The organism is Burkholderia sp. SIMBA_062 (genome assembly GCF_046534765.1).
Classification (GTDB): Bacteria; Pseudomonadota; Gammaproteobacteria; order Burkholderiales; family Burkholderiaceae; genus Burkholderia; species Burkholderia ambifaria.
Map to the genome: position 1 here is coordinate 73100 of NZ_JAWRYD010000015.1, position 26624 is coordinate 99723.

General features: G+C 64.6%; 24 protein-coding genes. 15 read left to right on the forward strand and 9 right to left on the reverse strand.

The annotated features are described in order from the left end of the window. Positions 1–30 precede the first annotated feature (30 nt). Positions 31–1005 carry a LysR family transcriptional regulator gene (locus tag SB786_RS18195; protein WP_410728650.1) on the reverse strand — a complete coding sequence of 325 codons (975 nt, stop codon included), beginning with the start codon at positions 1003–1005 and terminating at the stop codon, positions 31–33. A 156-nt stretch (positions 1006–1161) separates the two neighbouring features. Between SB786_RS18195 and aspA the strand changes: the two genes are divergently transcribed. Then, positions 1162–2568, forward strand: a complete 1407-nt coding sequence (aspA, locus tag SB786_RS18200) for an aspartate ammonia-lyase (protein ID WP_410728651.1) — start codon at positions 1162–1164, stop codon at positions 2566–2568. Between the two features lie 103 nt (positions 2569–2671). Further along, positions 2672–4165, forward strand: coding sequence for an amino acid permease (locus SB786_RS18205; protein ID WP_410728652.1), 1494 nt, complete (start codon positions 2672–2674; stop codon positions 4163–4165). 44 nt (positions 4166–4209) lie between these two features. On the opposite strand, the gene SB786_RS18210 is transcribed toward SB786_RS18205, so the two are convergent. Beyond that, complete coding sequence (locus SB786_RS18210; RefSeq protein WP_410728653.1) at positions 4210–4899, reverse strand: alpha/beta hydrolase; 690 nt, start codon at positions 4897–4899, stop codon at positions 4210–4212. 262 nt (positions 4900–5161) lie between these two features. Here SB786_RS18210 and SB786_RS18215 point away from each other — a divergent pair, with 262 nt between their 5' ends. The 7 genes from SB786_RS18215 to SB786_RS18245 all read left to right on the forward strand — a co-directional run bounded on the left by SB786_RS18215 (position 5162) and on the right by SB786_RS18245 (position 11404). After that, a complete protein-coding gene (locus SB786_RS18215; RefSeq protein WP_011658485.1) occupies positions 5162–5404 on the forward strand; it encodes an antitoxin in 243 nt (80 codons plus the stop codon). Further along, positions 5401–5808 (forward strand): type II toxin-antitoxin system VapC family toxin, encoded by a 408-nt coding sequence (locus SB786_RS18220; protein WP_410728654.1) that lies wholly within the window; start codon positions 5401–5403, stop codon positions 5806–5808. Before SB786_RS18215 ends, SB786_RS18220 begins: the two co-directional genes overlap by 4 nt. Before the next feature lie 497 nt (positions 5809–6305). Continuing rightward, entirely contained in the window at positions 6306–8696 is a 2391-nt protein-coding gene (locus tag SB786_RS18225) for an MCP four helix bundle domain-containing protein (protein ID WP_410728655.1), read from the forward strand. Positions 8697–8698: 2 nt separating this feature from the next. Then, complete coding sequence (locus SB786_RS18230; protein WP_410728656.1) at positions 8699–9439, forward strand: methyl-accepting chemotaxis protein; 741 nt, start codon at positions 8699–8701, stop codon at positions 9437–9439. Continuing rightward, on the forward strand, positions 9436–10020 hold the full coding sequence (locus SB786_RS18235) for a hypothetical protein (RefSeq protein ID WP_410728657.1): 585 nt from the start codon (positions 9436–9438) through the stop codon (positions 10018–10020). Before SB786_RS18230 ends, SB786_RS18235 begins: the two co-directional genes overlap by 4 nt. 22 nt (positions 10021–10042) lie before the next feature. After that, entirely contained in the window at positions 10043–11002 is a 960-nt protein-coding gene (locus SB786_RS18240) for a chemotaxis protein CheX (RefSeq protein WP_410728658.1), read from the forward strand. Between the two features lie 36 nt (positions 11003–11038). Continuing rightward, positions 11039–11404 carry a response regulator gene (locus SB786_RS18245; protein ID WP_006759394.1) on the forward strand — a complete coding sequence of 122 codons (366 nt, stop codon included), beginning with the start codon at positions 11039–11041 and terminating at the stop codon, positions 11402–11404. 465 nt (positions 11405–11869) lie between these two features. Here the strand turns inward: SB786_RS18245 and SB786_RS18250 are convergent, their stop codons facing one another. The 7 genes from SB786_RS18250 to SB786_RS18280 all read right to left on the reverse strand — a co-directional run bounded on the left by SB786_RS18250 (position 11870) and on the right by SB786_RS18280 (position 18758). Next, a complete protein-coding gene (locus tag SB786_RS18250; protein ID WP_410728659.1) occupies positions 11870–12487 on the reverse strand; it encodes a DUF746 domain-containing protein in 618 nt (205 codons plus the stop codon). A gap of 100 nt (positions 12488–12587) precedes the next feature. Further along, positions 12588–13694 carry an ImpA family type VI secretion system protein gene (locus SB786_RS18255; RefSeq protein ID WP_410728660.1) on the reverse strand — a complete coding sequence of 369 codons (1107 nt, stop codon included), beginning with the start codon at positions 13692–13694 and terminating at the stop codon, positions 12588–12590. Then, on the reverse strand, positions 13691–14764 hold the full coding sequence (gene tssG / locus SB786_RS18260) for a type VI secretion system baseplate subunit TssG (protein WP_410728661.1): 1074 nt from the start codon (positions 14762–14764) through the stop codon (positions 13691–13693). Before tssG ends, SB786_RS18255 begins: the two co-directional genes overlap by 4 nt. Continuing rightward, positions 14764–16653 (reverse strand): type VI secretion system baseplate subunit TssF, encoded by a 1890-nt coding sequence (gene tssF / locus SB786_RS18265; RefSeq protein WP_410728662.1) that lies wholly within the window; start codon positions 16651–16653, stop codon positions 14764–14766. The genes tssG and tssF overlap by 1 nt, the downstream gene beginning before the upstream one ends. A gap of 32 nt (positions 16654–16685) precedes the next feature. Next, a complete protein-coding gene (tssE, locus tag SB786_RS18270) occupies positions 16686–17243 on the reverse strand; it encodes a type VI secretion system baseplate subunit TssE (RefSeq protein WP_006759389.1) in 558 nt (185 codons plus the stop codon). Further along, positions 17236–18087, reverse strand: a complete 852-nt coding sequence (locus SB786_RS18275; RefSeq protein ID WP_410728663.1) for a type VI secretion system accessory protein TagJ — start codon at positions 18085–18087, stop codon at positions 17236–17238. Before SB786_RS18275 ends, tssE begins: the two co-directional genes overlap by 8 nt. Then, positions 18084–18758 carry a TagK domain-containing protein gene (locus SB786_RS18280; RefSeq protein ID WP_410728664.1) on the reverse strand — a complete coding sequence of 225 codons (675 nt, stop codon included), beginning with the start codon at positions 18756–18758 and terminating at the stop codon, positions 18084–18086. Before SB786_RS18280 ends, SB786_RS18275 begins: the two co-directional genes overlap by 4 nt. A gap of 522 nt (positions 18759–19280) precedes the next feature. On the opposite strand from SB786_RS18280, the gene tssH reads away from it, so the two are divergent. From tssH to tssK, 6 genes are all read left to right on the forward strand, one after another. Continuing rightward, a complete protein-coding gene (gene tssH / locus SB786_RS18285) occupies positions 19281–21974 on the forward strand; it encodes a type VI secretion system ATPase TssH (protein WP_410728665.1) in 2694 nt (897 codons plus the stop codon). Positions 21975–22012: 38 nt separating this feature from the next. Continuing rightward, entirely contained in the window at positions 22013–22555 is a 543-nt protein-coding gene (tssB, locus tag SB786_RS18290) for a type VI secretion system contractile sheath small subunit (protein WP_410728666.1), read from the forward strand. Positions 22556–22582: 27 nt separating this feature from the next. Next, on the forward strand, positions 22583–24076 hold the full coding sequence (gene tssC / locus SB786_RS18295) for a type VI secretion system contractile sheath large subunit (protein WP_410728667.1): 1494 nt from the start codon (positions 22583–22585) through the stop codon (positions 24074–24076). 86 nt (positions 24077–24162) lie between these two features. Continuing rightward, positions 24163–24648, forward strand: a complete 486-nt coding sequence (locus SB786_RS18300; protein WP_050012734.1) for an Hcp family type VI secretion system effector — start codon at positions 24163–24165, stop codon at positions 24646–24648. Positions 24649–24734: 86 nt separating this feature from the next. Further along, positions 24735–25241, forward strand: coding sequence for a type VI secretion system lipoprotein TssJ (gene tssJ / locus SB786_RS18305; protein ID WP_410728668.1), 507 nt, complete (start codon positions 24735–24737; stop codon positions 25239–25241). 31 nt (positions 25242–25272) lie between these two features. Then, on the forward strand, positions 25273–26619 hold the full coding sequence (tssK, locus tag SB786_RS18310) for a type VI secretion system baseplate subunit TssK (protein WP_410728669.1): 1347 nt from the start codon (positions 25273–25275) through the stop codon (positions 26617–26619). Positions 26620–26624: the final 5 nt, after the last annotated feature.

Below are 26624 nucleotides of genomic sequence, written 5' to 3' on the forward strand. Positions count from 1 at the left end.
CGGCCGCTCGCGCGGCTGCCCGCGCAGCCGCTACGCGCCCGCGTCGCGAATCTTCATCAGTTCGACCTCCGACAGCTCGCCGATATGCGCGAGATGGTCCGCGAGAAACTCCTTCAGCACGCGCAGCTTCGCCGAGCTGCGCCGGTTCGCCAGATACGCGATGTAGATGTGCTCGCCCGTCAGCTTGTTGTGCAGCCGATAGCGCGGCAGCACGGCTTCGAGCCGGCCGCTCGCGAGCAGATCGCGCACCAGCCAGATCTCGAACTCGGCGATGCCGAGCCCCGCGCAGGTCGCCTCCAGCAGCAGCTCCGAATGATCGGTGACGAGGTTGCCGGCCGGCAGCACGCTGTGCCGCGCGTCGCCGCGCACGAGTTCCCAGCGCGGATCTCCTTCCGGATGCACATAGCGCAGGCAGTTGTGATGCAGCAGGTCGTCCGGCGTCGCGGGCCGCCCGCAGCGGTCGAGATAGCCGGGCGTCGCGCACAGGATGCTGTCGTTGCGCGACAGACGGTGGACGACCAGGTTGTCCAGATAGTTCTCGCCTTCGTGGATGTCGAGATCGTAACCGCCGGCGACGAGGTCGTTGTGGTTGTCGGTGAGCCGCACGTCGAGCTGGATCGTCGGGTAACGCGCGAGAAACGGCGCGACCAGCGGCGCGAGGTGGCGGCGGCCGAACGCGACCGGCGCGGTGAGCTTCAGCGGGCCGCTCGGCTGCGCATTGAGCTCGGCGACGACGCGCAGCGTGTCGTCGAGATCGGCGATCAGCGTGGCCGCGCGTTCCAGGTAGATGTGGCCAGCTTCCGTCAGTGTCACGCTATGCGTCGAGCGATGCAGCAGCGCGACGCCCAACGCCTCTTCGATCGCCGTGATCTTGCGCGCGACGGTGGACGTCGACACGTGCATCTCCTTCGCGACCGCGGAAAAGCTCCCCATTTCGACTACCCGCACGAACGCGCGCATCGCGCCCAGGTGATCGAGGCCGGTGTCTCTCGCCATGCTTTTCATTCGTCTCTCATTGTTGCGTCCCACGCAAAACCGCTTTCGATAATACATAAGCGAGCTTCTTTATGCAAAGGCATAGAATGCGATCCCGTCGTCCCGGGAAGCGGCGAGCGCAGCCGGTTTCCGATGGCGGCACGGGACAATTCTGGAGGGGACACCATGACGGCAAACGGCTTTCGCGTCGAAGCGGATCTTTTAGGGAAACGAAGTATTCCGAATGAGGTGTACTACGGCGTCCACACGCTGCGCGCCAAGGAGAACTTCGACATTTCGGGGCGCACGATCGCGTCGCTGCCGTACTTCGTCATGGCGCTCGCGGCCGTGAAGGAAGCCGCCGCCGACGCGAACTGCGAGCTCGGGCTCCTGCCGGCCGCGTATCGCGACGCGATCGCCGCGGCGTGCGTGGAGATCCGCGAAGGCCGGCTGCACGACCAGTTCGTGGTCGACATCATCCAGGGCGGGGCCGGCACGTCGACCAACATGAACGCGAACGAGGTGATCTGCAATCGCGCGCTCGAAATCATGGGGCATGCCCGCGGCCAGTACGAATACCTGCATCCGAACGAACACGTCAATCTCGCGCAGAGCACCAACGACGTCTATCCGACCGCCATCCGGATCGCGACCTGCTTCGCGGTCGAGCATCTGCTCGAGGCGATGGCGCGCTTGCGCGATGCGTTCGCCGAGAAGGCCGACGCGTTCTCGGACCTGCTGAAGCTCGGCCGCACGCAGTTGCAGGACGCCGTGCCGATGACGCTCGGCCAGGAATTCTCGACCTACGCGGTGATGGTGACGGAAGACATCGCGCGCCTGCAGGAAGCCGGCTGGCTGATGCGCGAGATCAATCTCGGCGCGACCGCGATCGGCACCGGCATCACCGCGCATCCGCAATACGCGGCGAAGGCGCTGGCCGCGCTGCGGCACATCACCGGCCTGGACCTGAGCACCGCGCCGAACCTGATCGAAGCGACGCAGGACTGCGGCGCGTTCGTGCAGATTTCCGGCGTGCTCAAGCGCATCGCGGTCAAGCTGTCGAAAATCTGCAACGACCTGCGGTTGCTGTCGAGCGGCCCGCGCGCCGGGTTCGGCGAGATCAACCTGCCGCCGGTGCAGGCCGGCTCGTCGATCATGCCGGGCAAGGTGAACCCGGTGATTCCGGAGGTCGTGAACCAGGTCGCATTCGAAGTGTTCGGCAATGACCTGACGGTGACGTTCGCCGCCGAGGCCGGACAGCTTCAGCTCAACGCGTTCGAGCCGGTGATCGCGAGCGCGCTGTTCCGCAGCTTCAGCCACCTGACGGCCGCCTGCACGACGCTCGCGACCCGCTGCGTGAGCGGGATCACCGCGAACCCCGAGCGGCTGCGCGACACGATGGAGCGGTCGGTCGCGCTCGCGACCGCGCTGAACCCGTACATCGGCTACAAGCGCGCGACGGCCGTGGCCGCCGAGGCGCACGCGAGCGGCAAGTCAATTCGCGAAGTCGTGCTCGATCGCGCGCTGATGACCGCCGCGCAACTGGACGAAGCGCTGCAGCCCGAAGCGCTGATCCGTCCGCGCGCGTACTGATTCCGGCCGCGCGGCGCCGGCGCATGCCGCCGGCGGCCCGCGCGCGCCCGTTACCGCAGCGCCCCGTCGACGGGCGCAATACATCAAGAAACGGAGACACACCATGAAGCACGTCAGCGAGCGCCCGGCCGACACGGCCGGCGGCGCGGATCCCCGTCATGCCGATCGCGACGCGATGTTCGCGTCGCACGAAGCCGGCTATGCGAAACAGTTGAAGCCGCGCCACGTGCAGATGATCGCGATGGGCGGTGCGATCGGCACCGGCCTCTTTCTCGGCGCGGGCGGCCGCCTGCAGAGCGCGGGGCCCGCGCTGGCGGTCGTGTATCTCGTGTGCGGCGTATTCGCATTCCTGATCATGCGCGCGCTCGGCGAGCTCGTGATGCACCGGCCGACCAGCGGCGCGTTCGTGTCGTACGCACGGGAATTCATGGGCGAGCGCGCATCGTTCGTCGCGGGCTGGATGTACTACCTGAACTGGGCGACCACCGGCATCGTCGACATCACCGCGGTCGCGATCTACATGAAGTACTGGGCCGCGTTCTCGGACGTGCCGCAGTGGGTGTTCGCGCTCGGCGCGCTCGGCATCGTGTCGGTGATGAACATGATCGGCGTGAAGGTGTTCGGCGAGATGGAGTTCTGGTTCTCGATCGTGAAGGTCGGCACGCTCGCGCTGTTCCTCGGGGTGGGCGCCGTGTTTCTCGCGAGCGGCCATCCGGTCGCCGGCCAGATGCCGGGGCTGCACCTGATCGCGGATCACGGCGGGATCTTTCCGCACGGCATCCTGCCCGCGGTGCTGATCGTGCAGGGCGTCGTGTTCGCGTATGCGAGCATCGAGCTCGTCGGCGTCGCGGCGGGCGAGACCGCCGATGCGCGCAAGGTGCTGCCGAAGGCGATCAACAGCGTGATGTGGCGCATCGCGCTGTTCTACGTGGGCTCGGTCGTGCTGCTGACGATGCTGCTGCCGTGGACCGCGTACAGCGCGCACGAAAGCCCGTTCGTGACGTTCTTCGGCAAGCTCGGCGTGCCGTACGTCGGCACGGTGATGAACGTCGTGGTGCTGACCGCCGCGCTGTCGAGCCTGAACTCCGGCCTCTATTCGACCGGGCGCGTGCTGCGTTCGCTCGCGATGGGCGGCTCGGCGCCGCGCTTCGTGTCGCGGATGAACGCGCGCGGCGTGCCGTACGGCGGGATCCTCGTCACGGTCGCGGTCAACGCGATCGGCGTGCCGCTGAACTACATCGTGCCGGCGCAGGCGTTCGAGATCGTGCTGAACATGGCGTCGCTCGGGATCATCACGACCTGGGGCTTCATCGTGATGTGCCAGATCCTGTTCCGCCGCGCGGTCAATCGCGGCGAGCTGAGCCCGGTGTCGTTCCGGATGCCCGGCGCGCCGTTCACGTCGTGGCTCACGCTCGGGTTTCTCGTCAGCGTGCTGGTGCTGATGGCGTTCGATTACCCGGGCGGCACGTGGACCGTCGGGATGATTCCGCTGGTCGTGCTCGCGCTGGTGATCGGCTGGAAGCTGGCGAAGCGCGGCGCCGCGCGAGAGCGGGCAAGCGCCGCACCGGCCATCGCCGATCCGGCGAGCAACGTCTGACGATGTCCGACGATGCGCACGGGCGGGTCGACCGCCCGCCGCGCTCAGTTCAATCCGACGCGCGCGCCGACCCAGCGGCCGAAGTCGCCGGCCATCGGCGCCGTGAGTTCGTGGCCGGCGTCGTAGAGCCGCGTGTCGTGCGCGACGCCGAGCGCCGTCAGCTTCGCGTCGGCCGTATTGGCCCACGCGAGCGGCAGCTTGTCGTCGAAGCGGCCGTGCATCACCAGCGCGTGCAGCCGGCTCAATGCGTCGCGCGACGCGATCAGCGGATCGATCTCGGGCAGGATGCGCCCGCACAGCACCGCGAATGCGGCGACGTCGGCCGGCGACGTGAGCGCGACGCTCGCGCTCATGATGCCGCCCTGGCTGAAACCGGCGATCACGGCGGGCAAGCCGGGCGCGCCGGCGTCGGCGTCCGGCGCACGCAACGCACGCAGCAGCGCGATCAGTTGCACGCGGCTCGCCTCCGCGCGGGCCGCGTCGATTTCCGGGCCGTTCGGGCCGAAACGCACCGGAAACCACGCGTACTGGTTGGGGCCGAACGTCAGCGGGCCGCGCACGAAGGCGATTTCGATGCGCGGATCGATCGTGTCGACCAGGTTCAGCAGATTGGTTTCGTTGCCGCCGACGCCGTGCAGCAGCAACAGGCGGCCCGCGGGGCGGCCGGCGGCCGGGCGCAGCCGGTACTGGAGGCCGGATTCGGAGTCGGTGGTCAGCGGCAGGACGTCGGTCATTGCGTGGGTCCGGTAGGGGAATGATCCGACAGTCTAGATCGCGCGGACGGCGCGGTGAATCGCCGGATGGCGATTGATTGTTTCCTGTATGGAATGAATGCCGCGCCCGCAGTGTGGGATATCGGGGTCGGTTACTTGTGTCATGTACGAGGAAATTTGCCGGTAGGCGACGGGTTATGGTCAATATGCCGGCCGGGTGACTCGTCATCGCAACCCATAGTTGATAAAATAGATACGTTTTGTAGATACATGGGGTTGGGAGATGGAGACTGCCAAGATTTTCAAGCATGGTGGATCGCAGGCCGTCCGCTTGCCGAAGGATTTCCGATTCGATACAACGGAGGTCCGGATTCGTCGGCACGGCGCGTCGGTCATTCTCGAACCGGTGCCGCAAGACTGGGCATGGTTGACACCGTTGATCGGCCCGGTTGACGCCGATTTCGAGGCCGCCGCGGCAACCGAGCCTGCCGCTCAAGAGCGTCCAGGGCTGGACGTGTTTGAATGAAGTTTCTGCTGGATACCAACGCGGTAATCGCGATTCTGAAAGGCGAACAGGCCATGCTGGCCCGACTGCGTAGCCATCAACCTGCGGATTTCGGAATTCCCGCGATCGTCGCGCATGAACTCTATTACGGGGCGTACAAGAGTCAGAGAGCGGCAGCGAATCTGGCACGCGTCGAGGGGCTTCAGTTCGAGGTCGTGTCGTTCGATGCGGAAGATGCGCAGCATGCCGGCGAAATCCGTGCGCAACTGGCCGCGGTAGGAACACCGATCGGGCCATACGATGCATTGATCGCAGGACAGGCGCGAGCGCGACGCCTGGTGCTTGTCACGCACAACACGCGTGAGTTTGAGCGGGTCCCGGAGCTACAGGTCGAGGATTGGCTCGCGGCGGCGTGCGAAAACTGACCGCAGTGCAAGTCGTGTGGCAATCGGCGCGGATGGCAATCGCGAGCGGCCGGGCTCGCAGGGGCGGTATCGCGCTCGATCCGTGAGCGGCGACGACCGGGCCGGTGAGACGCCGCGCGTCATTGAATTCGCTATCGTGCGTAAAAGGTTGCATGAGGGGCTGCATGACCGCTCCGCTTCGCAAGATAATGCGCAAACGTTTTACCGGTATTCGACCGGATTGAATTACCGGATCGTGAATAGAAGAATAAATATCCGGATTCGTTTGTTGTACGCTGCCGGGCAGCCCAGGCGGGCCATACAGGCTGGAGATTAACGGCCGATCCAGGAAAAACTTTAGGATTTTCTCCCCGCAATTGACCATTGCGATTTCCTCAATGACCGATTGATTTTCAGTCATCGGACAGTCATACACCATCCCCGATAATTCGCCGCTCACATTCTTTCAATAGACCAAAGGGCGATCGAAGCCGGATCGCCGCCGGGGAGCTGTACTCATGACCATCCGTCATCGCATTACGCTGCTAGTCGTCCTGACGTTTTTCGCGCTGTCCGCGATCGGCGTGTACGCCGTGTACCAGACGCGCAAGAGCGCATCCGAGGTGCGTCAGGTTACCCAGGGAATCGTGCCGAGCGCGCTCGCGTCGGCGGATCTCGTCGCCGACGTGAAGAACATCCAGATCGCGACGATGACGCTGGTGTACGCACCCGACGCGAACACCGCCGCGCAGGCGCGCGACGAGCTGAAGGCGAAACAGGCCGCACTGCGCGCGGCGCTCGACGCGCAGGCGAAGTCGGCGGTCGGGCAGGCGCAGCAAGGCCTCGTCGCGCAGGCGAAAGACAGCGCCGCGAACTACTTCGCGGCGATCGACGACACCGTGAAGATGAAGGCCGACGGCAAGCCGGAGATGGCGCAGGCGTACCTGTTCGCGAACGTCGCGCAGTATCGCGACGAACTCGAAAGCATCGTCGACACGCTGCGCGTCGAGAAGAACCGCCAGAAGGACGACGCGATCCGCGCGCTGAACGGCATGCTGTCGACCACGGCGACCGCGATCGCGGCTGTCGCGGGCACGGTGGTCGTGCTGCTGACCGCGCTCGGCTTCGTGCTGTACCGCCAGATCGCGCGCCCGCTGATCGGGATGCAGACGGCGATGAGCGAGATCGCGACGAGCCAGGACTTCACGCGCCGCGTGCCGGTGGGTCGGATGGACGAGATCGGTCATTCGATCGTCGCGTTCAACGGGATGATCGAGAAGATCCAGGAGAACGCCGCGCAACTGAAGCAGAAGACGGCCGACATCCAGGCGATGCTGCAGAACATGCAGCAAGGGATCCTGACCGTCGTCGAAGGCGGCGTCGTGCATGCGGAGTATTCGGCTTACCTCGAGACCATCTTCGAGACGAGCGACATCGCCGGACGCGACCTGATGGCGCTCGTGTTCGACGCTTCGAGCATCGGCGCCGACGCGCGCTCTCAGGTCGAGGCGGCCGTGCATGCGTGCCTCGGCGAGGACAGCATGAACTTCGCGTTCAACGAGCACCTGCTCGTCAACGAAGTCGCGAAGCGGATGCCGGACGGCCGCGAGAAGTGGCTCGACCTGAGCTGGTCGGCGATCACCGACGAGACCGACACGGTCGTGCGGCTGATGCTGTGCGTGCGCGACGTGACCGAGATCCGCGAGCTGACCGCGCAGGCCGGCGAGCAGCAGCGCCGCCTCGAGATGATCGGCGAGATTTTGTCGATCAGCCAGGACAAGTTCCATGACTTCGTGCACAGCGCGAAGGGCTTCCTCAGCGAGAACGAGCGGATGATCCGCCAGCACGAACGCGCGGATCACTCGATCGTCGCGGCGCTGTTCCGCAACATGCACACGATCAAGGGCAATGCGCGCACCTACAGCCTTCAGCACCTGACCAACATCGTGCATGAAGCGGAGCAGGCGTACGAATCGCTGCGCCGCGCGGACAGCGGCCCCGAGTGGAACCGCGATGCGCTGATGGACGACCTGGCCCGCGTGCGCGAGGCGGTCGATCACTACGCGACGATCAACGCGGTCACGCTCGGCCGCCACGGCGAGCCGGCGGGGCCGGGCGGCGGCGACTACCTGATGGTCGAGCGCGCGCATATCAGCGAGAGCCTGCGCATGCTCGACGGCGCCGATCCGGCGAACGCGGGCGACTGGCTCGCGGCGCGCGACTCGGTGCGCCGCCTGCTGAGCCAGTTCGGCACCCAGGGCATCGGCGACGCGCTGGGCGGCGTGATCGAATCGCTGCCGTCGCTCGCGGCCGAACTCGGCAAGCCGGCGCCCGTCGTGCATATCGACAGCAACGGCCATCGCGTGCGCAGCGAGATCGGCGCGACGCTGAAGAACGTGTTCATGCACCTGCTGCGCAACGCGATCGACCACGGGATCGAAACGTCCGACGAGCGTCGCGCGGCCGGCAAGCCGCCGGCCGGCAAGATCGACATCGCGGTCGACGTCGACGACGGCGCGCTGCGTTTCGTGCTTGGCGAAGACGGTCGCGGCCTCGCGCTCGACCGGATTCGCGGGATCGCGCGCGAGCGTGGGTGGATCGACGCCGGCAACGAAGCCGCGCTGACCGACGAAGCGGTGGCCGAACTGATCTTCCGTCCGGGCTTCTCGACCGCGCGTGCCGTGACCGAAGTGTCCGGGCGCGGCGTCGGGATGGACGCGGTGCGCAACTTCCTGAAGCGCGACGGCGGCGACATTGCGTTGCGCTTCACCGACGATCGCGTCGGCTCGCCGTATCGCGCGTTCGAGACGATCGTGTCGCTGCCGGCGCGCTTCGCGGCGGACGGCGCCGCGCACCACGCCGAGCCGCACGCGCGCGCCGGCATCGCGAACGTCGACGTGACGGAGTGATCGTGCAAGCGTGGATGATTCCGATCGGCGCCGCGCTGGCGGGCGGCCTGGTGGTCGCGGCAATCGCCGCGATCGTGTGTCGCGTCATGCGAGCGCGGCTCGTTGCCGCGTTCACGCGCGAAGCGGATGCGTTGCGCGACGCGCTCGGCGCGGCCGATGCGCGTGCCGACGAAGCCGCCGCCGCGCAGGCCGACGCGGCGCAGGCAGGGGCGCGCCGCGAGACGGAGCTCGAGGAAACGCTCGCCCGCGAGTCGGCCGGCGCCGGCGAGCAGCGCGACGCGCTGCAGGCGCTCGCGGCCGAGCGCGCGGCACTGTCGCAGCAGGCGACGAAGCTCGCCGACGAAGCGGCGCGGCTGCGCGGGCTGGCCGGCACGTTCGAGCGCTGGCACGAGCAGATGATCTCGCTGACCACGCAGAACCAGGACATGCGCGCGAAGAACCAGGAGTTGTCGGCGATCGTCGCGCACGTGTCGATCGTGTCGCTGAACGCGTCGATCGAGGCTGCGCGCGCGGGCGCGGCCGGCCGTGGCTTCTCGATCGTCGCGAGCGAGGTGCGCGGGCTCGCCGCGCGCTCGCAGCAACTGTCGAACAGCTATCGCGACAGCCTGAACCGCAACGATCTCGTGACGGCCGCGACGTTCCAGGACATCCAGGCCGGCGGCAAGATGATCACGGCCGCGCTGGCGACGCTCGAAACACTCGCCGGGCAACTGCATGCGCGGCTCGAAGGAGCGGCGGCGTGATCAGCACGCAGGCCCGGGCCGGTTTCGAGCGGATCTTCTTCGACGCGGCGCGCACGCGGCTCACGTCCGGCGGCGCCTGCGAGATCCGGCCGGCAGCGGGCGATGCGAGCGGCGCGTTGCACGATCCGTCGCGCATGAAGTCGCGCACGACGCCGACAGTGTCCGAGCACGTCGCAGTGCTGACGATCTCGGCCCTGCATTTCCGGCTGCTGCTCGCGCTGCGCTTTCGCGACGATGCGCCGACGCGCCGTCATTTCGCCGCGGCCGCATCTGGCGCGAGCGCGCAGCGGCCGTTACCCGAGGCGTTCATGGAAGTCGCGAACCTGTGTTGCGGCGCGATCAACCAGGCGCTGACCGCGCCGTTCCCCGATCTCGGGATGTCGACGCCTTACCTGCTGAGCGGCGCGAGCATCGACTATCTGCCGGCGCTGAATCCCGATCACGTGGCCGCGTACGACGTGACGCTCGACGGCGACGTGCGGATCGGCGCGACGCTGTGCGTGTGCGCGAACGCGCCGGTCGATTTCCACGTGCCGGAAGGGGCGAGCGTGGACACGGGCGGCGAGCTCGAACTGTTTTGACCGATTCCGAGGACTTCACGAGATGACCGTAGACCAACCCGTCAGCAAGGTGCTCGTGCTCGACGACAGCCCGGCGCATGCGGCGACGATCAAGCGCTTCTGCGACGAGCACAACCTGGTCGGCCTGACCGTGCGGCGCAACCGGCTGCTGAAGGTGCTGCGCTCGAACATCGATCTCGGCGCGATCCTGCTTGCCGAGGACTACGGCGGCTCGCCGGCCGAGAGCGCGATCGTCGCGACGCAGATCGACGCGTTGCGGCCCGAGCTGCCGATCATCCTGCGCCGTGCGTCGGACGCGTCGCGCGACGGGCTGCCCGAAGCGCTCGCGCGCGTCGCGTGCGCGGCCTACGTCGCGGACGACATGACGCCGCTCGAGCGCGCGATCGGTGAATACCTGTTTGGCCGCGACTATCCGAACGCGCTCGTGCGCGGCATCTCGGAGATCACCGAGGCGCGGCTCGACAGTCTGTTCCCGGGCATGACGATCGAGCGCGACACGCCGTGCATCGTGCGCGACCAGATCATCTTCGGCGAAGTGTTCAGCCTGATCGCGCTCGAAAGCGCGTGGTGCCGCGGCTACATGCTGCTGCAGACGAGCGAGCAGCCGCTGCTCGACATGATCGGCGGCACGCGCGACGACGGCCGCGCGCCCGATTTCCGCGACGTGAACAGCCTGCTCGGCGAGCTGACCAACCTCGTGTGGGGCGCGTTCAAGAACCGCTATCTCGGCGACGCGGAGGCGCTCGCGCGCCATCCGGTGCAGGTGCCGCTCGTCGTCAATCACAAGCAGAAGTTCATTTCGTTCGGCGGCGACTGTCCGCAGCTCTGTTTCAAGTACCGGATGGCTGACCCCGTATCGGGGCGGTCGGTGCAGCTCGATCAGCGTTTCGTGTTCAGCCTGAGCTGGTCGCCGGAGGATTTCCGCGAATCGGTGCAGGACGTGGGGCCGATGGTCGAATCGGGCGAACTCGAACTGTTTTGAATGTTGAAGTCAGTCACAACGAAAGAGGAACACGGCATGGCAAAGATTCTGGTGGTCGACGATTCGGGCACGGTGCGCGATGAAGTCGCGGGCTTCCTGCGCAATCACGGGCTCGACGTCGCGACGGCGGTGGACGGCAAGGACGGGCTCGCGAAGCTCAAGGCGACGCCCGGCGTGCGCCTCGTGATCAGCGACGTGAACATGCCGAACATGGACGGCCTGACGATGGTCGAGAAGATCCGCGGCGAACTGGCGAACGCTTCGGTCAACATCGTGATGCTGACGACCGAAAGCAGCCCGGCGATGAAGGAGCGCGGCAAGGCGGCCGGCGTGAAGGGCTGGATCGTGAAGCCGTTCAAGGGCGATGCGGTGCTGGATGCGCTGAAGAAGCTCGCGGGCTGACGGTGGGTCGGAGAGCGCGGCGACGGGAGCATCCTGTCCTATGGGGTTGTATCGAGAGAATCGTCAGGGCCGGTGTACATTCGATGAATTGTATTTACATCGAGTCTTTCGCGCGTGCCGGCCAAGATGAGTCGGACGTTGTTGGGCGACGAGGCATAGGCACGAATCGAGTTCGTATTACCGGGCAAGGAAGGCAGTCGGGGGCGAACGGCGGCGAACAGTCGTTGGTTTGTCGAAGCCGTTTCCTGGATCGATCGAACGGGCTGCCTGTGACACGATTTTCCGAAGGACGTCGGCCGATGGCAAATGGTGTACTTGCGCTTCTTGTGGTGGCGTCGTCAAGGTGTGTGGGAACGCATGCCGTGTGCAGTATCTGACGAGCCGGAGATCAAATGTATTAGCTCGGACAGCACCTGACGGGTGGTCGGGCCGGTACGCCAGTGTTTGTGCCTTGCAGTACGGGAACTAGCGTTCACGCGGCGCGGGCTTTCGACCGAGGCGCACGCGGGCCACGTAGTGTCCCGATGGATCGAGCGTCCACAGCAAGGCGCGAAGGCGTCGTAGCCACGACAACACCGTCGCTCGCGTGACGTGCATTTCGGCGGCGACCGAGTCGAGCGGCTGTCGATGCGCTAGATAAGGTAGGAATTCAAACAACTTCTCCTTGTTTTTCAGATTTTGAATTGACGTGCCGTGAAGACGCGTGAAGGGCCGGTTGCAAGCGTCACAGCAAAATGTGGGAATGGGGTGGCTGCTGCTGCTGCGATAAACGAGCCACGTGTTGTCGCTAGCGCACCTCGGACAAGATGGCGGGGCGGGATCATCGGACAGGATCTGCCTAATGGCGCGCGTGAGAAACGCTGTCAACTCGGGATCGTTCGTGCCGCGAAGCGACGCATCAGTCGCTTCCGTTCCGAAGCGGTGCCGAAAATGCCGGGCCACCTGATCCAGGCTGATTGACCACTGCGCCATGAGCTCAGTGATCTGATTGAGCGGACCACCCAATTCCTGTTCGCGAGTGAGCCGAATTTCCGCGTCGAGGCGATCGAGTTCGCTCTGCAGTTCTGCTACTGTCTTCGTCATCTCATTTTTCCAACTGGGCGCTGAATATCGGGCCTTCCCTCGCTGTCCAGCATGTCTGCACCTGTGTATCCACGCGTGCCAGGTAGCAAGATGTCCGTTGCTATCCACCACTCTCGGTTTCTTCCCACTGCGCCAGAAGCTCGGCTGGAATTGCCGTGACGACCTCGGCGTAAGGCTTGCCGACGAACCGCTCCGCACGTTTGAGCAACACAGGAATCGGGCTGCTGGGTTCGTGTGTCTCGAACCACGTTCGCGCCGTGCGAATCAGAGCGAGCGCGGCCTGACGGTCCGCCGGTGCGGATCTCGGTTGGGCCGTTATGCACGCGGTGGCGCTAACCGGTCCGTCATTCGGCGGTTCGAGCGGCGCTGACGCATCACTTCCTGATGATTCGCTGGAGGCCGATGAGGGATCATCGGATTCTTCCAACTGCTCGACCGCGTTCGCCGACGCGGGCGCATTCAACCTGCCGAGGAGCCGCGTGAGCGACGACAGCTCCGGCAGTTGCCCGTCGAGATGCACGGCGCACCATGCATCGATTGCAGCGAGGTGCGTCATCGCATCGTCGAAACCTGCCATCACTTCGGGCTGTTGCGCGCGCACATCGTGCAACTGCTGCGTAACGGACTCGGGCGCGAGAGCATCGGCGGGGCGGGGATGTGCAAACGCACGCTCGACATCGCGCACCTGCAGTCGCGCGAGCGTCGACTTCGAAAGCACGATCTCGCGCACGTCGGCAAGCAGTCCGTCCGGATCGGCGAGCGCCTGTATCGCATTCATCCGCATTTCACGTGCCGCGTCGCGCCCACCGTCGACATCGGGCTGTGGATGCACCTGGTCGGGAAACGCATCGAGCCAGGCGGCCAGCAATCCTGTGCCATCTGCAAGACCTGCGGCACCGGCGAGCCGCGTGCGGCTTCGCGTGTACAACACAGCGACTCGAATATCCTTCGTGCGCAGCATGAGCCGCTGGCAGTCGCGTTCGATCTCGCTCCAGTTGACGGGATCGGGTGCACCGACGAACGCGCCGTACTGCACGTCCTGTCTGGGTGCGGCACCCGCGAACAGCACGACGAAATCGTGGTCGTATTCGAGGTCCGGGCCGCAGGCCATGGAATCGCTGACGGGTGCGAGCCAGTCGTGATGCGGTGTGTCCTTCGCGGTACCTTTACCGGATATGGGCTGTCGGGGTGACTGCTTTTTGCTCATGGTCGATTGTCGGATTCAGTCGTGTGCTGTTCGAAATGTCGCACGTAACGCTCGGGCTCGAACCGCATGCCGGTAATTGGCCGGTCGGGTCTCGGGCGCCCCAGCCATCCGGACCATCCCATGCGTTGCCGGCCGCCCATCACGGCCGACGGCGCGCTTTCGGGTTTGATGCGCAGTTCGAGCTCCCATTCCAGTTCGTAGCCGACAAACGCACGCACCCATTCGACGAGACGCGGCAGATCCTCGCCCTGCGGCGTGAAACGCAAATACGCGTCGAGATCGATGGGGCCGATTACGATGCGGAACCGGTGCTGGCGGTCCGGCGCCACGCGGCCGAGCATCGCGGCTTGTCCCATCGTCGCGGCGCGGCCTGGCCGGCCCATGCGTCCCTGATCGGCTGGGTCGATTGCGATCCAGTGGAATACATTCTCCTCGATCGCGACCGGCACGCCGAAGTAGTGTTCGAGTGTGGCGCGCAGTCCGTCCGCGTTGCGCGACTCGCGGACGAGATGCGCGGACGCCGCCAGTCGCGCGTGCGAGGGCAACGGGCGCCGCCCGATTTCGGCGGTGTCGTGGCCCGTGAGGTTGGCGATGTAGAACGAAAACCGCTCGTCGTTTTTCCGGTCGAGGCCGGCTGTCGACTGTGCCGATGCCCACGCGCGATAGAACAGCGTCAGGAACCGGTGATGGAAAATGTCGAAGAAGTCGACCGTCGTCGAGTCGCGGCGGCCCTCCTCACGTTCGCGTGCCCATTCGGTCACATGGATCGGCAGTGGCCCATTCGGCCCGAGCATGCCGAGACCGAAGAGCCGCACCTTGAGTCGTCCTGCCGCTTCCTGGACGCTGGCGATTTCGCGCGGCGCGAAAGCGAGACTTGGTTGTTGTCCGAGCCGGAACGGCTCCGCCTGCGGTCGGCGGGCGGTGCCGATCGGGTCGACCGCGGGGTTCGCGCCGATACGCCGCAACAGCGACAGGAACCCGAAGCGCCACGGCTCCATTTGGAGACTTTCTAGCAGGTCGGGCGAAAGCGTGCTGTCGCGCACGAGCGCCGGCAGGGTCGCGCGTTTCATCACAGCACTCCGCGTGTCCCGGTGCGCACGGGCCAGCGTGCGATACGGCCGCGCTGCATCGAATGCAATTCGGTCTGCGTGAAGCTGTTGATCGACACGTGGCGTGCCAGCCAGTGCTCGAGAATCGTACCGAATAGATAGGGGCTCACGCCGGAGAAACCGGCCTCGTCGACCGTTACCGCACACTCGATGCCACGCCCGAACGTCATCGGGCCCGTGTTCGGCAGCTTGCGTGTTACCGGACGCGTGTTGACGCCGACGAGGCTTTCGACTTGCCGCAGATGTTCGTTGTTGTCGGTCGAAAGGGTGAGGCGCAGCAGGTCGCGTAGTCCCTGACCACCGTCACGATGATCGAGGCCTTCGAGCGGCAGGTAGTTGAAGTTGAGCTGGCGGATCAGGCGCCATGCCATCTCTCGCTCCGCATAAGGGGCTTTGGGCGGACTCGGCGGCCGAATGAGACCGATGCTTTCGACGGGTGCGGACTCCTCCGTGGCCAAGTCACGCACGCCGTCGCGCGGCACGAGCGTGGCGAGATCCCGGTTCGTCAGCAGTGCATCGACTGACAGGAAACGGATGTCTTCACCGTAAGGGGCCTCGTTCTGGTCGACCAGCGAGAGAAACACTTCGGTGCCGACATAGGGGGTACGCGTGCCGTAACGGCGCGCCGAATCGGACACGAGCCGCCGTTCCCGCCGTGTCGAGAAATATCGCCCGTGATTGCCTTCGTCGTTGTTCAGTGTCTGATAGAGCGGACGGAATTCCAGTTCGTCCGAGGTTGCTGCGACCTGTCCATGCACGGTCTCCACCGAGAACACTTCGTAGTCGAGCGGTGCGAGCCGGGCGGGCACCAGATGAGACTCAGTCTCGCGGGGAGAAATCTCGATGCGGTCGGTATGCCGTTTGAAGAGGTTGATGACGGGCGTGCAGAACAGCGCGAAGCGCGACGCGTCGACAAGGTTCGCGAGTTGGGCCGGCGCCCGGTCGAGCAGCACGACGATTTCGACCTCACGACCGTTTACGCGAGACAACCCTTCCGCAAGACCGTTGAGTGCGAAGAACCAGAACCGTGCCGGGCACGCGAAGTATTCGTGTAGCAGGTTGTGCCCGTGAAACTTCGTCCAGGTGAGTGGCAGCAAGTTCTGATCGGTGCGCAAGCCCTCGTGTTCGACCGCACCGTGAGTCACGACGGCGGGAGAGCGGCCCGGCACGCCGAATTCGCCCGGCGCGGCAATCACGGACGCGACGCAGGCAACGTGCAGCAACTCGAACAAGTGCGAAGCGACCTGTTCGTCGCCGGCCAGATACACGGGCAGCCGATCGAGCCCCTTCAGATCGGCGATGCGCACGTCGCCTGTCGTCGCCAGCCGCAGCCGCAATGCACCGCGCACCTGTCGGTCAGGCGGAACATGGCGGTCGAGCGCAGGAATGTCGGGCGGAATGCCCGTCAGGCGCGCATCGGTGATCGTGAGCGGCCAAAGCGTGACGTCCTGACCGCTCGTAAACTGGCAAGCGGTTTTTTCACCATCGGGAACCCGCGCCTTGAACGACGTGCCGCGCGCGATACGGTAGCCTGCGGCCAGATTGCCTTCGGCCTGACCGGGGTACAGGCGCGCGACCGCGATCGACGGCGTGGGGGCGACATAATTTGGGTAGATCACTTCCAGCAGCCGCCCCGTGAAGCGCGGAAACTCCGCATCGAGCTTGAGCTGCATGCGCGCGGCCATGAAGCAGAACGACTCGATCAGGCGTTCAACGTAGGGGTCCGCCACTTCACCGGCCTGCATGCCGAGCCGACGCGCGATTTTCGGGTGTGCTTGTGCGAACTCGGTGGCGAGCTCGCGCATGTAGATGAGTTCCTGGTTGTAATAGTCGAGTAGTCGCGGGTCCATCGGAAAGGTCTCGTTCTGTCGTTATGCCGTACCTACCCGGAGCGCATGCCGGTGATCTGGATCTCGCTCGTCTCGAGATCGAGCGAGCTCTGCACCATGAATTCGAGCGGATACGGGTCCATGTGAACCAGGCCGCGCACCTCGAACGCGAGCACGTTGTGATGGCCGCTGGCGTCGTCGCCCTGACGGGGCGAGACCGCTAGCGAATCGGGGATCAGCCGCGGTTCGAAATCGGTGATGGCCTGCCGGATCATCCGCTCGATGTCGTTCCACTGGCGTGACGCGAGAAAGGTGCCCGCGAGCGGCGGCACGCCGAAATTGACAGTCGACGCGGCCGCCTGTGGGTGGCGTTCGCGCTCGATCCGATCTTCAATGCTTGTCGTGTTCAGCAGATAGGCGAGATCGCGCTGGACGATGTCGCGCATCTGCTTGCGCGTGACGGCATATTCCTCGGGTGCTTCCATGAGCCGATGCGGCGCGTCGTCCCGCAGCCGGTCGAGCAGGGTCGGCATCAGATGCGCGTTTGCCCGCCGTGGAGGGCGCGCGACGAGCGAGTTGCTCCGCGTGAGAGGTCGCTTGCGCTCAGTCATTGACCGGCGCTCCGGTGGTGGCGCCGTCGGCAACACGCGAGCCGAACTGCGCGTGGGCCAGTTCGAATAGACCAAAATCGCCCTGATCGGTTGTCCAGGTTTTTTGTCCGTGCGCGATGACGGCGGTACGTCCTGCCTCATGCCAGGCCGTTTCGCGCCCCAGACGCAGTGCATCGGTCGCGGCTTCCGAGCCGGGGTAGCGGGCAGGCATGAAGCCGCGCACGGTACTGCTGTCGCTCAGTGTCAGCACACACGGCGCCCAGACGAGATCGATGAGGTTCGCAGGCGGCGCTACGCGCCACGCGGCGAGATCGGCGAACGGTACCCAGCGGTAGTGCCCGGCCGTCATGACTTCGCACACCGGGCCGAATCGCGAATCGCTGTCGGCGATCCAGCTCGCGACACCCCCGGGCGTGTGCGCTGCGATGAGCGGTGCCGCGTCGAGGGCTTTTTCTCGCGCTTCGTCGGCGTGTTCGCGTTGCTCCTGGCCAGCAAGTCGCAGTGCGAATGCGAGCTCCATGACCCACGGAGCCGGTTCGAGTACGAACCCTGGGCGTTCGAGTCCCGCGACAACCTTCTCTCGCCAGCGTTCGGCCCGGAGCAGGTCACGATAAACCTGGGCGGCTTGCGTCTGTTGCGGCTCAAGCTTGGCCCACGTTTGCAGTTGAATCATCGCGCGTGCCCAGTCGCCTGTTACGCACAGCCACTGGAACAGCGCCCACCGATGGGCGGCGAAGGTCGGCTGCGCACGAATATGCGATTCGATCCGCTCGATTTGCGCGGCGATCGGCACATCGTCCAGAACGTGGCCAGACGGCTCTTCGGCAGCGAATGGCATCTTCATGCGTCGTCCTTGCATACTGGCGCGGCGGCGAGCGGGCTATCGACCGACAGCGTGTGATGCTCGCGCCGGGTGAGCGTAGGCGGCAGGGCTGGTGTGCGGTGGGCTTCGGCCGCATGGAATTCGGGGGGCGCAAAGAGGCGCAGGACTTCCGGCACGGGTTCGATCTCCGGATCAGGCATGAAACTCCGCTCCAGCCGTCCGAATGCGTGCTCGAGGTTGCGCTCGCCCGACAGCAACAGTTCGATGGAACCAGGGCTACCAAGGTTTGCCTGTGTCGGCCGGACGTCGTGCGAATCGGGCGTAACTGAGGCAACAGGTGTCGCAGGCAAATCCAGCTGTTCGCCCCATGAGCCGGGAAGAGTGGTGTGCGGGTCCGTCAACGCACGCCAGTATTGCGCGTGAAGCGTTTCGACGAGGTCGTCGGTGTGCTCAGGAAACGGCATCGTCTGCAACCCGGTGCCGCGCTTCCCACGAGCGGCATTCACAGTCCCGCCGTGGCGGCCGATCAGATCGAGGATCGACTGATTGCTGCACACGCGATCTGATGATTCGAACAGGAGAGGGGCCGCGCCGTCCTCCTGCTTCTCGGGACCGCACGGCGCGTGACGCAGTTCGGGCTCGGTAAGCGAGGTGTCGGGTTGACGGTGCCACGGCAAGCGGAATGCGCGCATGGAAGAGGCAGGGATGACGGAATGCGCATTTTACCCATGGGAATGTGTAATTTGTCCATTTGAAATGGGGTATCGTTATTTGAAAATATTATCGAGATTAAATCTCGAAATAATCAATTAATTGGTGCGACTATAGGGGTTTATGAATATCAAGATACTGGCTTGTCAATGGGGAATTGTTAAAGGCAGGTTCACATTTATGATGGAATTGATGAATCGCAACAAAGGCTTGCGTATCGAGCTTGTGCGCCGTAATGTTTGTGTAATTCGTGCATGTGCGAAACGCAGTTGGTCATTGCGGGGCTCTTGGTTCGAGTAAGATGACAAGGCGTTATTCAGTGCGGATTTTCTCATCCGCATGGGTTGACGGCGTCGACAATTGCTTGGAATAATGCGCAGCCCGATAGGTTTTCACTTTCTTTATGTACGAAATGCCGCAGTAGACCAATGCCGGCTGAATAGGATTCCTGATCGCTACGGCCAGAGCCAGGAACATATCGAACAAACAACAAGAAGGTTCGCATGACGATTTCACGCCAGGCGCTGTTCGGCAAGCTCGGGGTTCAGCTCTACCGCAGCATCGAATCGGCGACACAGTTCTGCAAGCTGCGCGGCAATCCGTACGTGGAGCTCGTCCACTGGTTGCATCAGCTCCTGCAGCAACCCGATAGTGACCTGCATCGCATCGCGCGGCACGCTGGCATCGATCGCGACGCACTGGATCGGGATTTCGCAAGAGCGTTGGCCGCGCTGCCGGCCGTGGCCAGTTCGATCAGCGATTTCTCGTGGCACATCGAGACGGCGATCGAACGCGCGTGGGTGCTCGCGACGCTGAGTCATGGCGATCGCCGCGTGCGCGGCGCGTGGCTCGTCGCTGCGCTTGTCTCGACGCCCGAGTTGCGGCGCGTTCTGCTGTCAATCTCCCCCGCGTTCGGCAAGATCCCTATCGACGGGCTGGGCGATGAGCTGCCTGCATGGATCAACGGCTCGCCCGAAGCCGCCGATGCGCCGTACGACCATAGCGACTTTTCGGTGGCAACGCCGGGCGAGGCGTCCGGTGCGATTCCCGTCGCATCGAAGGGTGGTTCGCTCGACCAGTACTGCACGGACCTGACAGCGCGCGCTCGCGCGGGCGAGATCGATACGGTCGTCGGCCGTGAGCTCGAGATTCGTACGATGATCGACGTGTTGCTGCGCCGTCGGCAGAACAATCCGCTGGTAACGGGGGAGGCGGGCGTCGGCAAGACGGCCGTCGTGGAAGGACTGGCGCGCGCGATTGCATCGGGCAATGTGCCGCCGAAGCTTGCCGACGTGCGGCTGTTGTCGCTCGACGTCGGTGCATTGCTCGCCGGCGCGAGCATGAAAGGGGAGTTCGAGGCGCGTCTGAAAGGGTTGCTCGAAGCCGCTGCAAAATCGCCGGCGCCGGTGATCCTCTTCATTGACGAGATTCACACGTTGATTGGTGCCGGCGGACAGGCGGGTACGGGCGATGCCGCCAATCTGCTGAAACCCGCGCTTGCGCGTGGCGCGATCCGTACGATCGGCGCGACGACCTGGGCCGAGTACAAGCGCCACATCGAGAAGGATCCGGCGCTCACGCGACGCTTCCAGGTGCTGCAGATCGCGGAGCCGTCCGAGGCCGCTGCGATCGATATGGTGCGCGGGCTTGTGCAAACGTTTTCCCGGCATCATGGCGTCGTGGTGCTTAACGAAGCGATCCGTGCGGCGGTAACGCTCTCGCATCGTTACATCCCGTCGCGTCAGTTGCCGGACAAGGCCATCAGCCTGCTTGACACCGCCTGCGCGCGCGTGGCGCTGTCGCAGCATGCCGCGCCGCGTGAACTGGACGACGTGCGTCAGCGTTTCGCGGCCGCGCGTGCCGAGGAAGCATTGCTCGTGCAGGAAGCCCGTATCGGTCTGGATACCAACAGGGCGTTGACGGGCGTGCGAACGCGCATCGATACATTGGCGACCGAAGAGGCTGCGGTCGAGCATCGCTGGCGCACTCAGGCGGCTGCCGCGCAGGCATTGCTGGCCGCGCGCGAGGCCATTGGATCCGACGACGGCGAAACCTCACGGGACGAGGCGGCAGCGCTTTCGAAGTTGCGCGAACTCGAACACGCGCTCGCTGCGCTGCAAGGCGATGCGCCGCTCGTATTCCCCGAGGTCGACGAGGCGATCGTTGCGGAAATCGTATCCGATTGGACCGGCATCCCTGTCGGCCGGATGGTGACCGATGAGGTCGCCGCGGTGCGCAGGTTGCCCGACACGCTCGAGGCACGCGTGATTGGTCAGACCGACGCGCTGCGTCAAATTGGCGAACGTGTGCAGACCGCACGCGCGGGCCTCACGGACCCGAGGAAACCGCTCGGCGTGTTCCTACTCGCCGGTCCCTCGGGCGTCGGCAAGACTGAAACCGCGCTGGCGCTGGCCGAAGCGCTGTACGGCGGTGAACAGAACCTGATCACGATCAACATGAGTGAGTATCAGGAGGCACACACCGTCTCGGGCCTCAAGGGCGCGCCTCCGGGTTATGTCGGCTACGGCGAGGGCGGTGTCCTGACCGAGGCGGTGCGCCGTCGTCCGTATTCGGTCGTACTGCTCGACGAGATCGAGAAGGCCCACCGCGACGTGCACGAGACGTTTTTCCAGGTATTCGACAAGGGCTACATGGAGGACGGCGACGGTCGCTACATCGATTTCCGCAATACGACGATCCTGCTCACGAGCAACGTCGGTTCCGAACTGAGCACGAGTCTCTGCGCCGATCCGTCGCTCGCGCCGAATCAGGATGGCCTGCGGGAAGCACTGACGCCCGAACTCCTCAAGGCTTTCCCGGCGGCATTCCTCGGGCGCGTGACTGTCGTGCCCTATCGGCCACTTGTCGACAGTGCGCTCGCCAGCATCGTCCGCCTGCATCTGCGACGTGTCGTCAAGCGTATGGCCGACGGCCACGGCATCGCGCTGACGTATGACGACGCTGTCGTCGACTACATCGTAGGCCGCTGTCTCGTGCAGGAGACCGGTGCGCGCGTGCTGATCGGATTTATCGAGCAGCACATATTGCCGCGACTGTCCGCACTATGGCTCGACGCCTTCGCTTCGAAACGGACACTGTCGCGTATTGCGATCGGCGTGGTCGACCGGTCCGACGCACCGGCGCAAGCCCTCGCGTTCGAGGCGACCGCCCTTCATTCAGACGAGCCGGTTCGCTGAGCTCGCCGTCCAACCACCACCGTTCAGGAGCTTCATTCATGGCCGCTTCCAGCAGTTCGCAGAAATTCATTGCGCGCAACCGTGCGCCGCGTGTGCAGATCGAGTACGACGTCGAAGTCTACGGGTCGGAGAAGAAAGTTGAGTTGCCGTTCGTAATGGGCGTGCTCGCCGATCTGTCGGGGAAGCATCCGGTCGAGCCGCTGCCGGCGGTGTCGGACCGGCGCTTCCTCGAGATCGACATCGACAATTTCGATGAGCGCATGAAGGCGATCCGGCCGCGCGTCGCGTTCGCCGTATCGAATACGCTGACGGGCGATGGCCAGATGATGGTCGACATGACCTTCGAGAGCATGGAGGATTTTTCGCCGGCTGCGATCGCGCGCAAGGTCGAGCCGCTGCGCCAACTGCTGGAAGCGCGCACGCAACTCGCCAATCTGCAGACCTACATGGATGGCAAGTCGGGTGCCGAGGCGCTCGTTACGCAGTTGCTGCAGGACCCGGCGCTGCTCAAGTCGCTGGCCGCCGCGCCGAAGCCCGAGCGGCAAGCGGACGAAACTGCCGATCAAGACGGCGCGAACTGACCGACGAACCGATAAAGGATGACCATCATGGCGAAACAGGAAGCACGGGCCGCAGTTGCGCAGACGGCTACCCAGTCCGATTTCACTCAGTTGCTCGAACGCGAGTTCCGTCCCAAGACCGACGACGCGCGCGAAGCCGTTGAACTGGCCGTTCAGACGCTCGCCGAGCAGGCGCTGGCACAAACGGCGACCATCAGTGACGATGCGTACAAGAGCATCGCGGCGATTATCGCGCAGATCGATCACAAGCTCTCCGAGCAGATCAACCTGATCATGCACCATGAGGACTACCAGGCGCTCGAATCCGCTTGGCGTGGCTTGAATCACCTCGTGTCGAACACCGAAACCGACGAACATCTGAAGATCCGCTTCATGGATGTCTCGAAGGCCGAACTGCATCGTACGATGCGTCGCTACAAGGGCCTTGCCTGGGATCAGAGCCCGCTCTTCAAGCAGATCTACGAACAGGAGTACGGCCAGCTCGGCGGCGAACCGTACGGGTGTCTCGTTGCAGACTACTACTTCGACCATACGCCGCCGGATGTCGATCTGCTCGGCTCGATCGCGAAGGTATCGGCTGCCGCGCACACGCCGTTCATCACCGGCGCCGCACCGTCAGTTCTGCAGATGGAGTCGTGGCAGGAGCTCGCGAACCCGCGTGACCTGACGAAGATTTTCACGCAGAACCTCGAATACACCGCGTGGAACTCGATGCGCAACACCGAGGACGCGCGCTATGTGGGGCTCGCGATGCCGCGATTCCTCGCGCGCCTGCCGTATGGCGCGAAAACCAACCCGGTCGACGAATTCGATTTCGAGGAAGACACGAACGGCTCGGATCACGGTCGCTACGGCTGGGCGAACGCGGCGTACGCGATGGGCGTGAACATCAACCGCTCGTTCAAGCAGTACGGCTGGTGCTCGCTGATTCGCGGCGTCGAATCGGGCGGCACGGTCGAGAACCTGCCGACCCACACGTTCCCGACCGACGACGGCGGCGTCGACATGAAGTGCCCGACCGAAATCGCGATCTCGGACCGTCGCGAGGCCGAACTGTCGAAGAACGGCTTCATTCCGCTCGTGCACCGCAAGAACACCGATCACGCGACCTTCATCGGGGCCCAATCGCTGCAGAAACCTGCCGAGTATCACGATGCGGACGCGACGGCCAACGCGAACCTGTCCGCGCGCCTGCCATACCTGTTCGCGTGCTCGCGCTTTGCGCACTACCTGAAGTGCATCGTGCGCGACAAGATCGGCGCGTTCAAGGAACGCGAAGACATGCAGCGGTGGCTGAACGAATGGATCATGCATTACGTCGATGCCGATCCGACCAACTCGTCGCAGGAGACGAAGGCACGCCGGCCGCTTGCGGCGGCTGAAGTGGTCGTCGAGGAGGTCGAAGGCAACCCCGGCTACTACAACTCGAAATTCTTCCTGCGCCCGCACTTCCAGCTCGAAGGGCTGACCGTCTCGCTGCGGCTCGTGACGAAGCTGCCGTCGATCAAGGAAGCGGCGTAACCGGAAATAGATCCTCTTAGGCCGCGCGTTGGACCATCTTCTCTCGTGGTGCGCGGTCTCGTTAGATTCCAACAAGGAGCATTGGCATGGCACAAGACATTTTCCTGAAGATCGACGGCATCAACGGTGAATCGCTCGACGACAAGCACAAGGACGAAATCGAAGTTCTGACCTGGGAGTGGGACATCCAGCAGGAATCGACGATGCACGCCGGAAGCGGCGGCGGTGCCGGCAAGGCCACCGTCAAGGACCTGACGTTCGAGCACAACATCGACCGCGCCAGCCCGAACCTGATGAAGTACGCGCTCACCGGCAAGCACATTGACCAGGCAACGCTGGTGATGCGCAAGGCCGGCGGCAACCCGCTCGAATACCTGAAGCTCACGATGAGCGACGTGATCGTCACGCGCGTGAAGCCGTCGGGCAGCAAGAACGACGCGGAAAAGAGCCGTGAATCGGTGTCGCTGTCGTTCGCGAAGGTCAAGCAGGAATACGTCGTGCAGAACGCGCAGGGCGGCAGTGGTGGCGCCGTGACCGCGAGCTTTGACATCAAGGGCAACAAGGAAGCGTAATCGCGTGGATTCCTCGCGACTGGCGCAGGCGCATCGCCTCCGCCGGTCGCGGGGCGTCCCGCACAGTGAATAAGGTTCATAGCCGCATGCTTTCGATACCGACCGTCGCCACGCTCGCCTGCGCGCTCGCGCTTTCCGCCTGCGCGAGCAGTGGCGAACCGAAGCCGAAGGAGCCGATCCGGCTCGACATGCGCGTGAACGCGCGGCCCGACGTTAATCCGGACGACCGGGGAAGGGCTGCGCCGATCGTCGTGCGCATTTACGAACTGAAGAACGACGGCGCCTTCGACGCGGCCGACTTCTTCACGCTGCAGACCCAGGACAAAACGGTGCTGGCCGATGACGTCGTGAAGCGCGACGAGCTGCAGTTGCGCCCCGGCGAGCACCAGACGCTCGTTCGCTGGCCCGACCCGGCCACGACCACCATCGGCGTGATCGCGGCGTATCGTGATTTGCCGAAAGCGGTTTGGCGCGTGGTCTACACGATGCCGGTCGCACCGAACAAGGCGTGGTACCGCTTGTTCACGCCGAAGCTGAAACTGACCATCGATCTCGAGGCCAAGGCCGTCAAGATCACGGAAGCCAAGAAATGAAACACGTCGCGCAACAAAACGGACGGCACGCATGAGCTGGTATGCCAAGGTCGCCTGGCAGGAAGGGCTATTCTTTCGTCCGCAGCTGTTCCAGCAGCAGGACCGCTATTTCGAGAAATACGCGCATCAGCGTGCGGTGCCGCTGTCGCCGTTCTTTTTCGGCTTCACACACTACGCGCTCGACCACGAGGCGCTGGCGCTCGGCAAGGTGGTCGTCAAGTCGGCCGCCGGCGTGTTCGCCGACGGCACGCCGTTCGATGCACCAGGCAACACGCCGTTGCCGCCGCCGTTGACGATTCGGCAGGAGCATCTCGACCAGGTCATCTATCTGGCCGTGCCCGTCCGGTTGCCGAATTGCGAGGAGACCACCTTCGATAACACACCCGATTCGCTGGCACGCTATCAGGTGTTCGACACTGAACTGCGCGACACGAACTCGATCGGGCTTGCGCCCGAGTCGGTGCAGTTGTCGAACCTGCGCGTGCGTCTGCTGCCTGAAAAGGAGCTCGGCGATGCCTGGATCGGTCTCGCACTCACGTGCGTGAAGACGATCCGCGCGGACGGCAGCATCGCGCTCGACGATACGCTCGTGCCGCCGGTATCCGGTTATGGCGCGAGCGACCTGCTCATGAGTTGGGTCACGAAGATTCATGATCTCGCGCGCCTGCGCGCGAATGCGCTTGCGCAGCGGCTCGCCGGTACCGACGACACGACCGCAAGCGCGGCGACAGTTACCGATTACCTGCTGCTGCAGATTCTGAACCGCTACGAGCCGCTTCTGCAGCATCTGCTGCGGGTGCCGGCTACGTCGCCGGCTGACGTGTATGCGCTGCTGATCGGCATGGCGGGTGAGTTGTCGACGCATTTGCGCACCAACACGCGCCGGCCACTCGAGACGCACCCGCCGTATCAGCATACGACGCCGCACGTGTGCCTGAAGCCGGTCGTCGACGACGCGCATCGGCTGCTCAATGCCGTGCTGGTGCGCAGCGCGCAGAGCATCGCGCTCGAGGATCGCGGTCACGGCATGCGCAACGCGGTGGTCGATCCGGTCGATATGCAAGGGTTCACCGCACTGGTGCTGGCCGTGCATGCGGCGATGCCGCAGGACGTGCTTCTGCAGCAGTTTCTTGCGCAGGCGAAGGCGGGGCCATCGGACAAGCTGCCTAGCCTGGTGCGCAGTCACTTGCCGGGCATTGGCCTGCAGGCGCTCCCGGTGCCGCCGCGGCAGATTCCATTCAATGCGGGCTACATCTATTACGAATTGACGCAGGGCGGGCCGCTTTGGGAGGAGGTCGTGCGGCACGGTGGCGTTGCGCTGCACGTCGCGGGGGAATTTCCGTTGTTGAAGTTGGAATTGTGGGGTGTGCGCGCGTAGTCGTC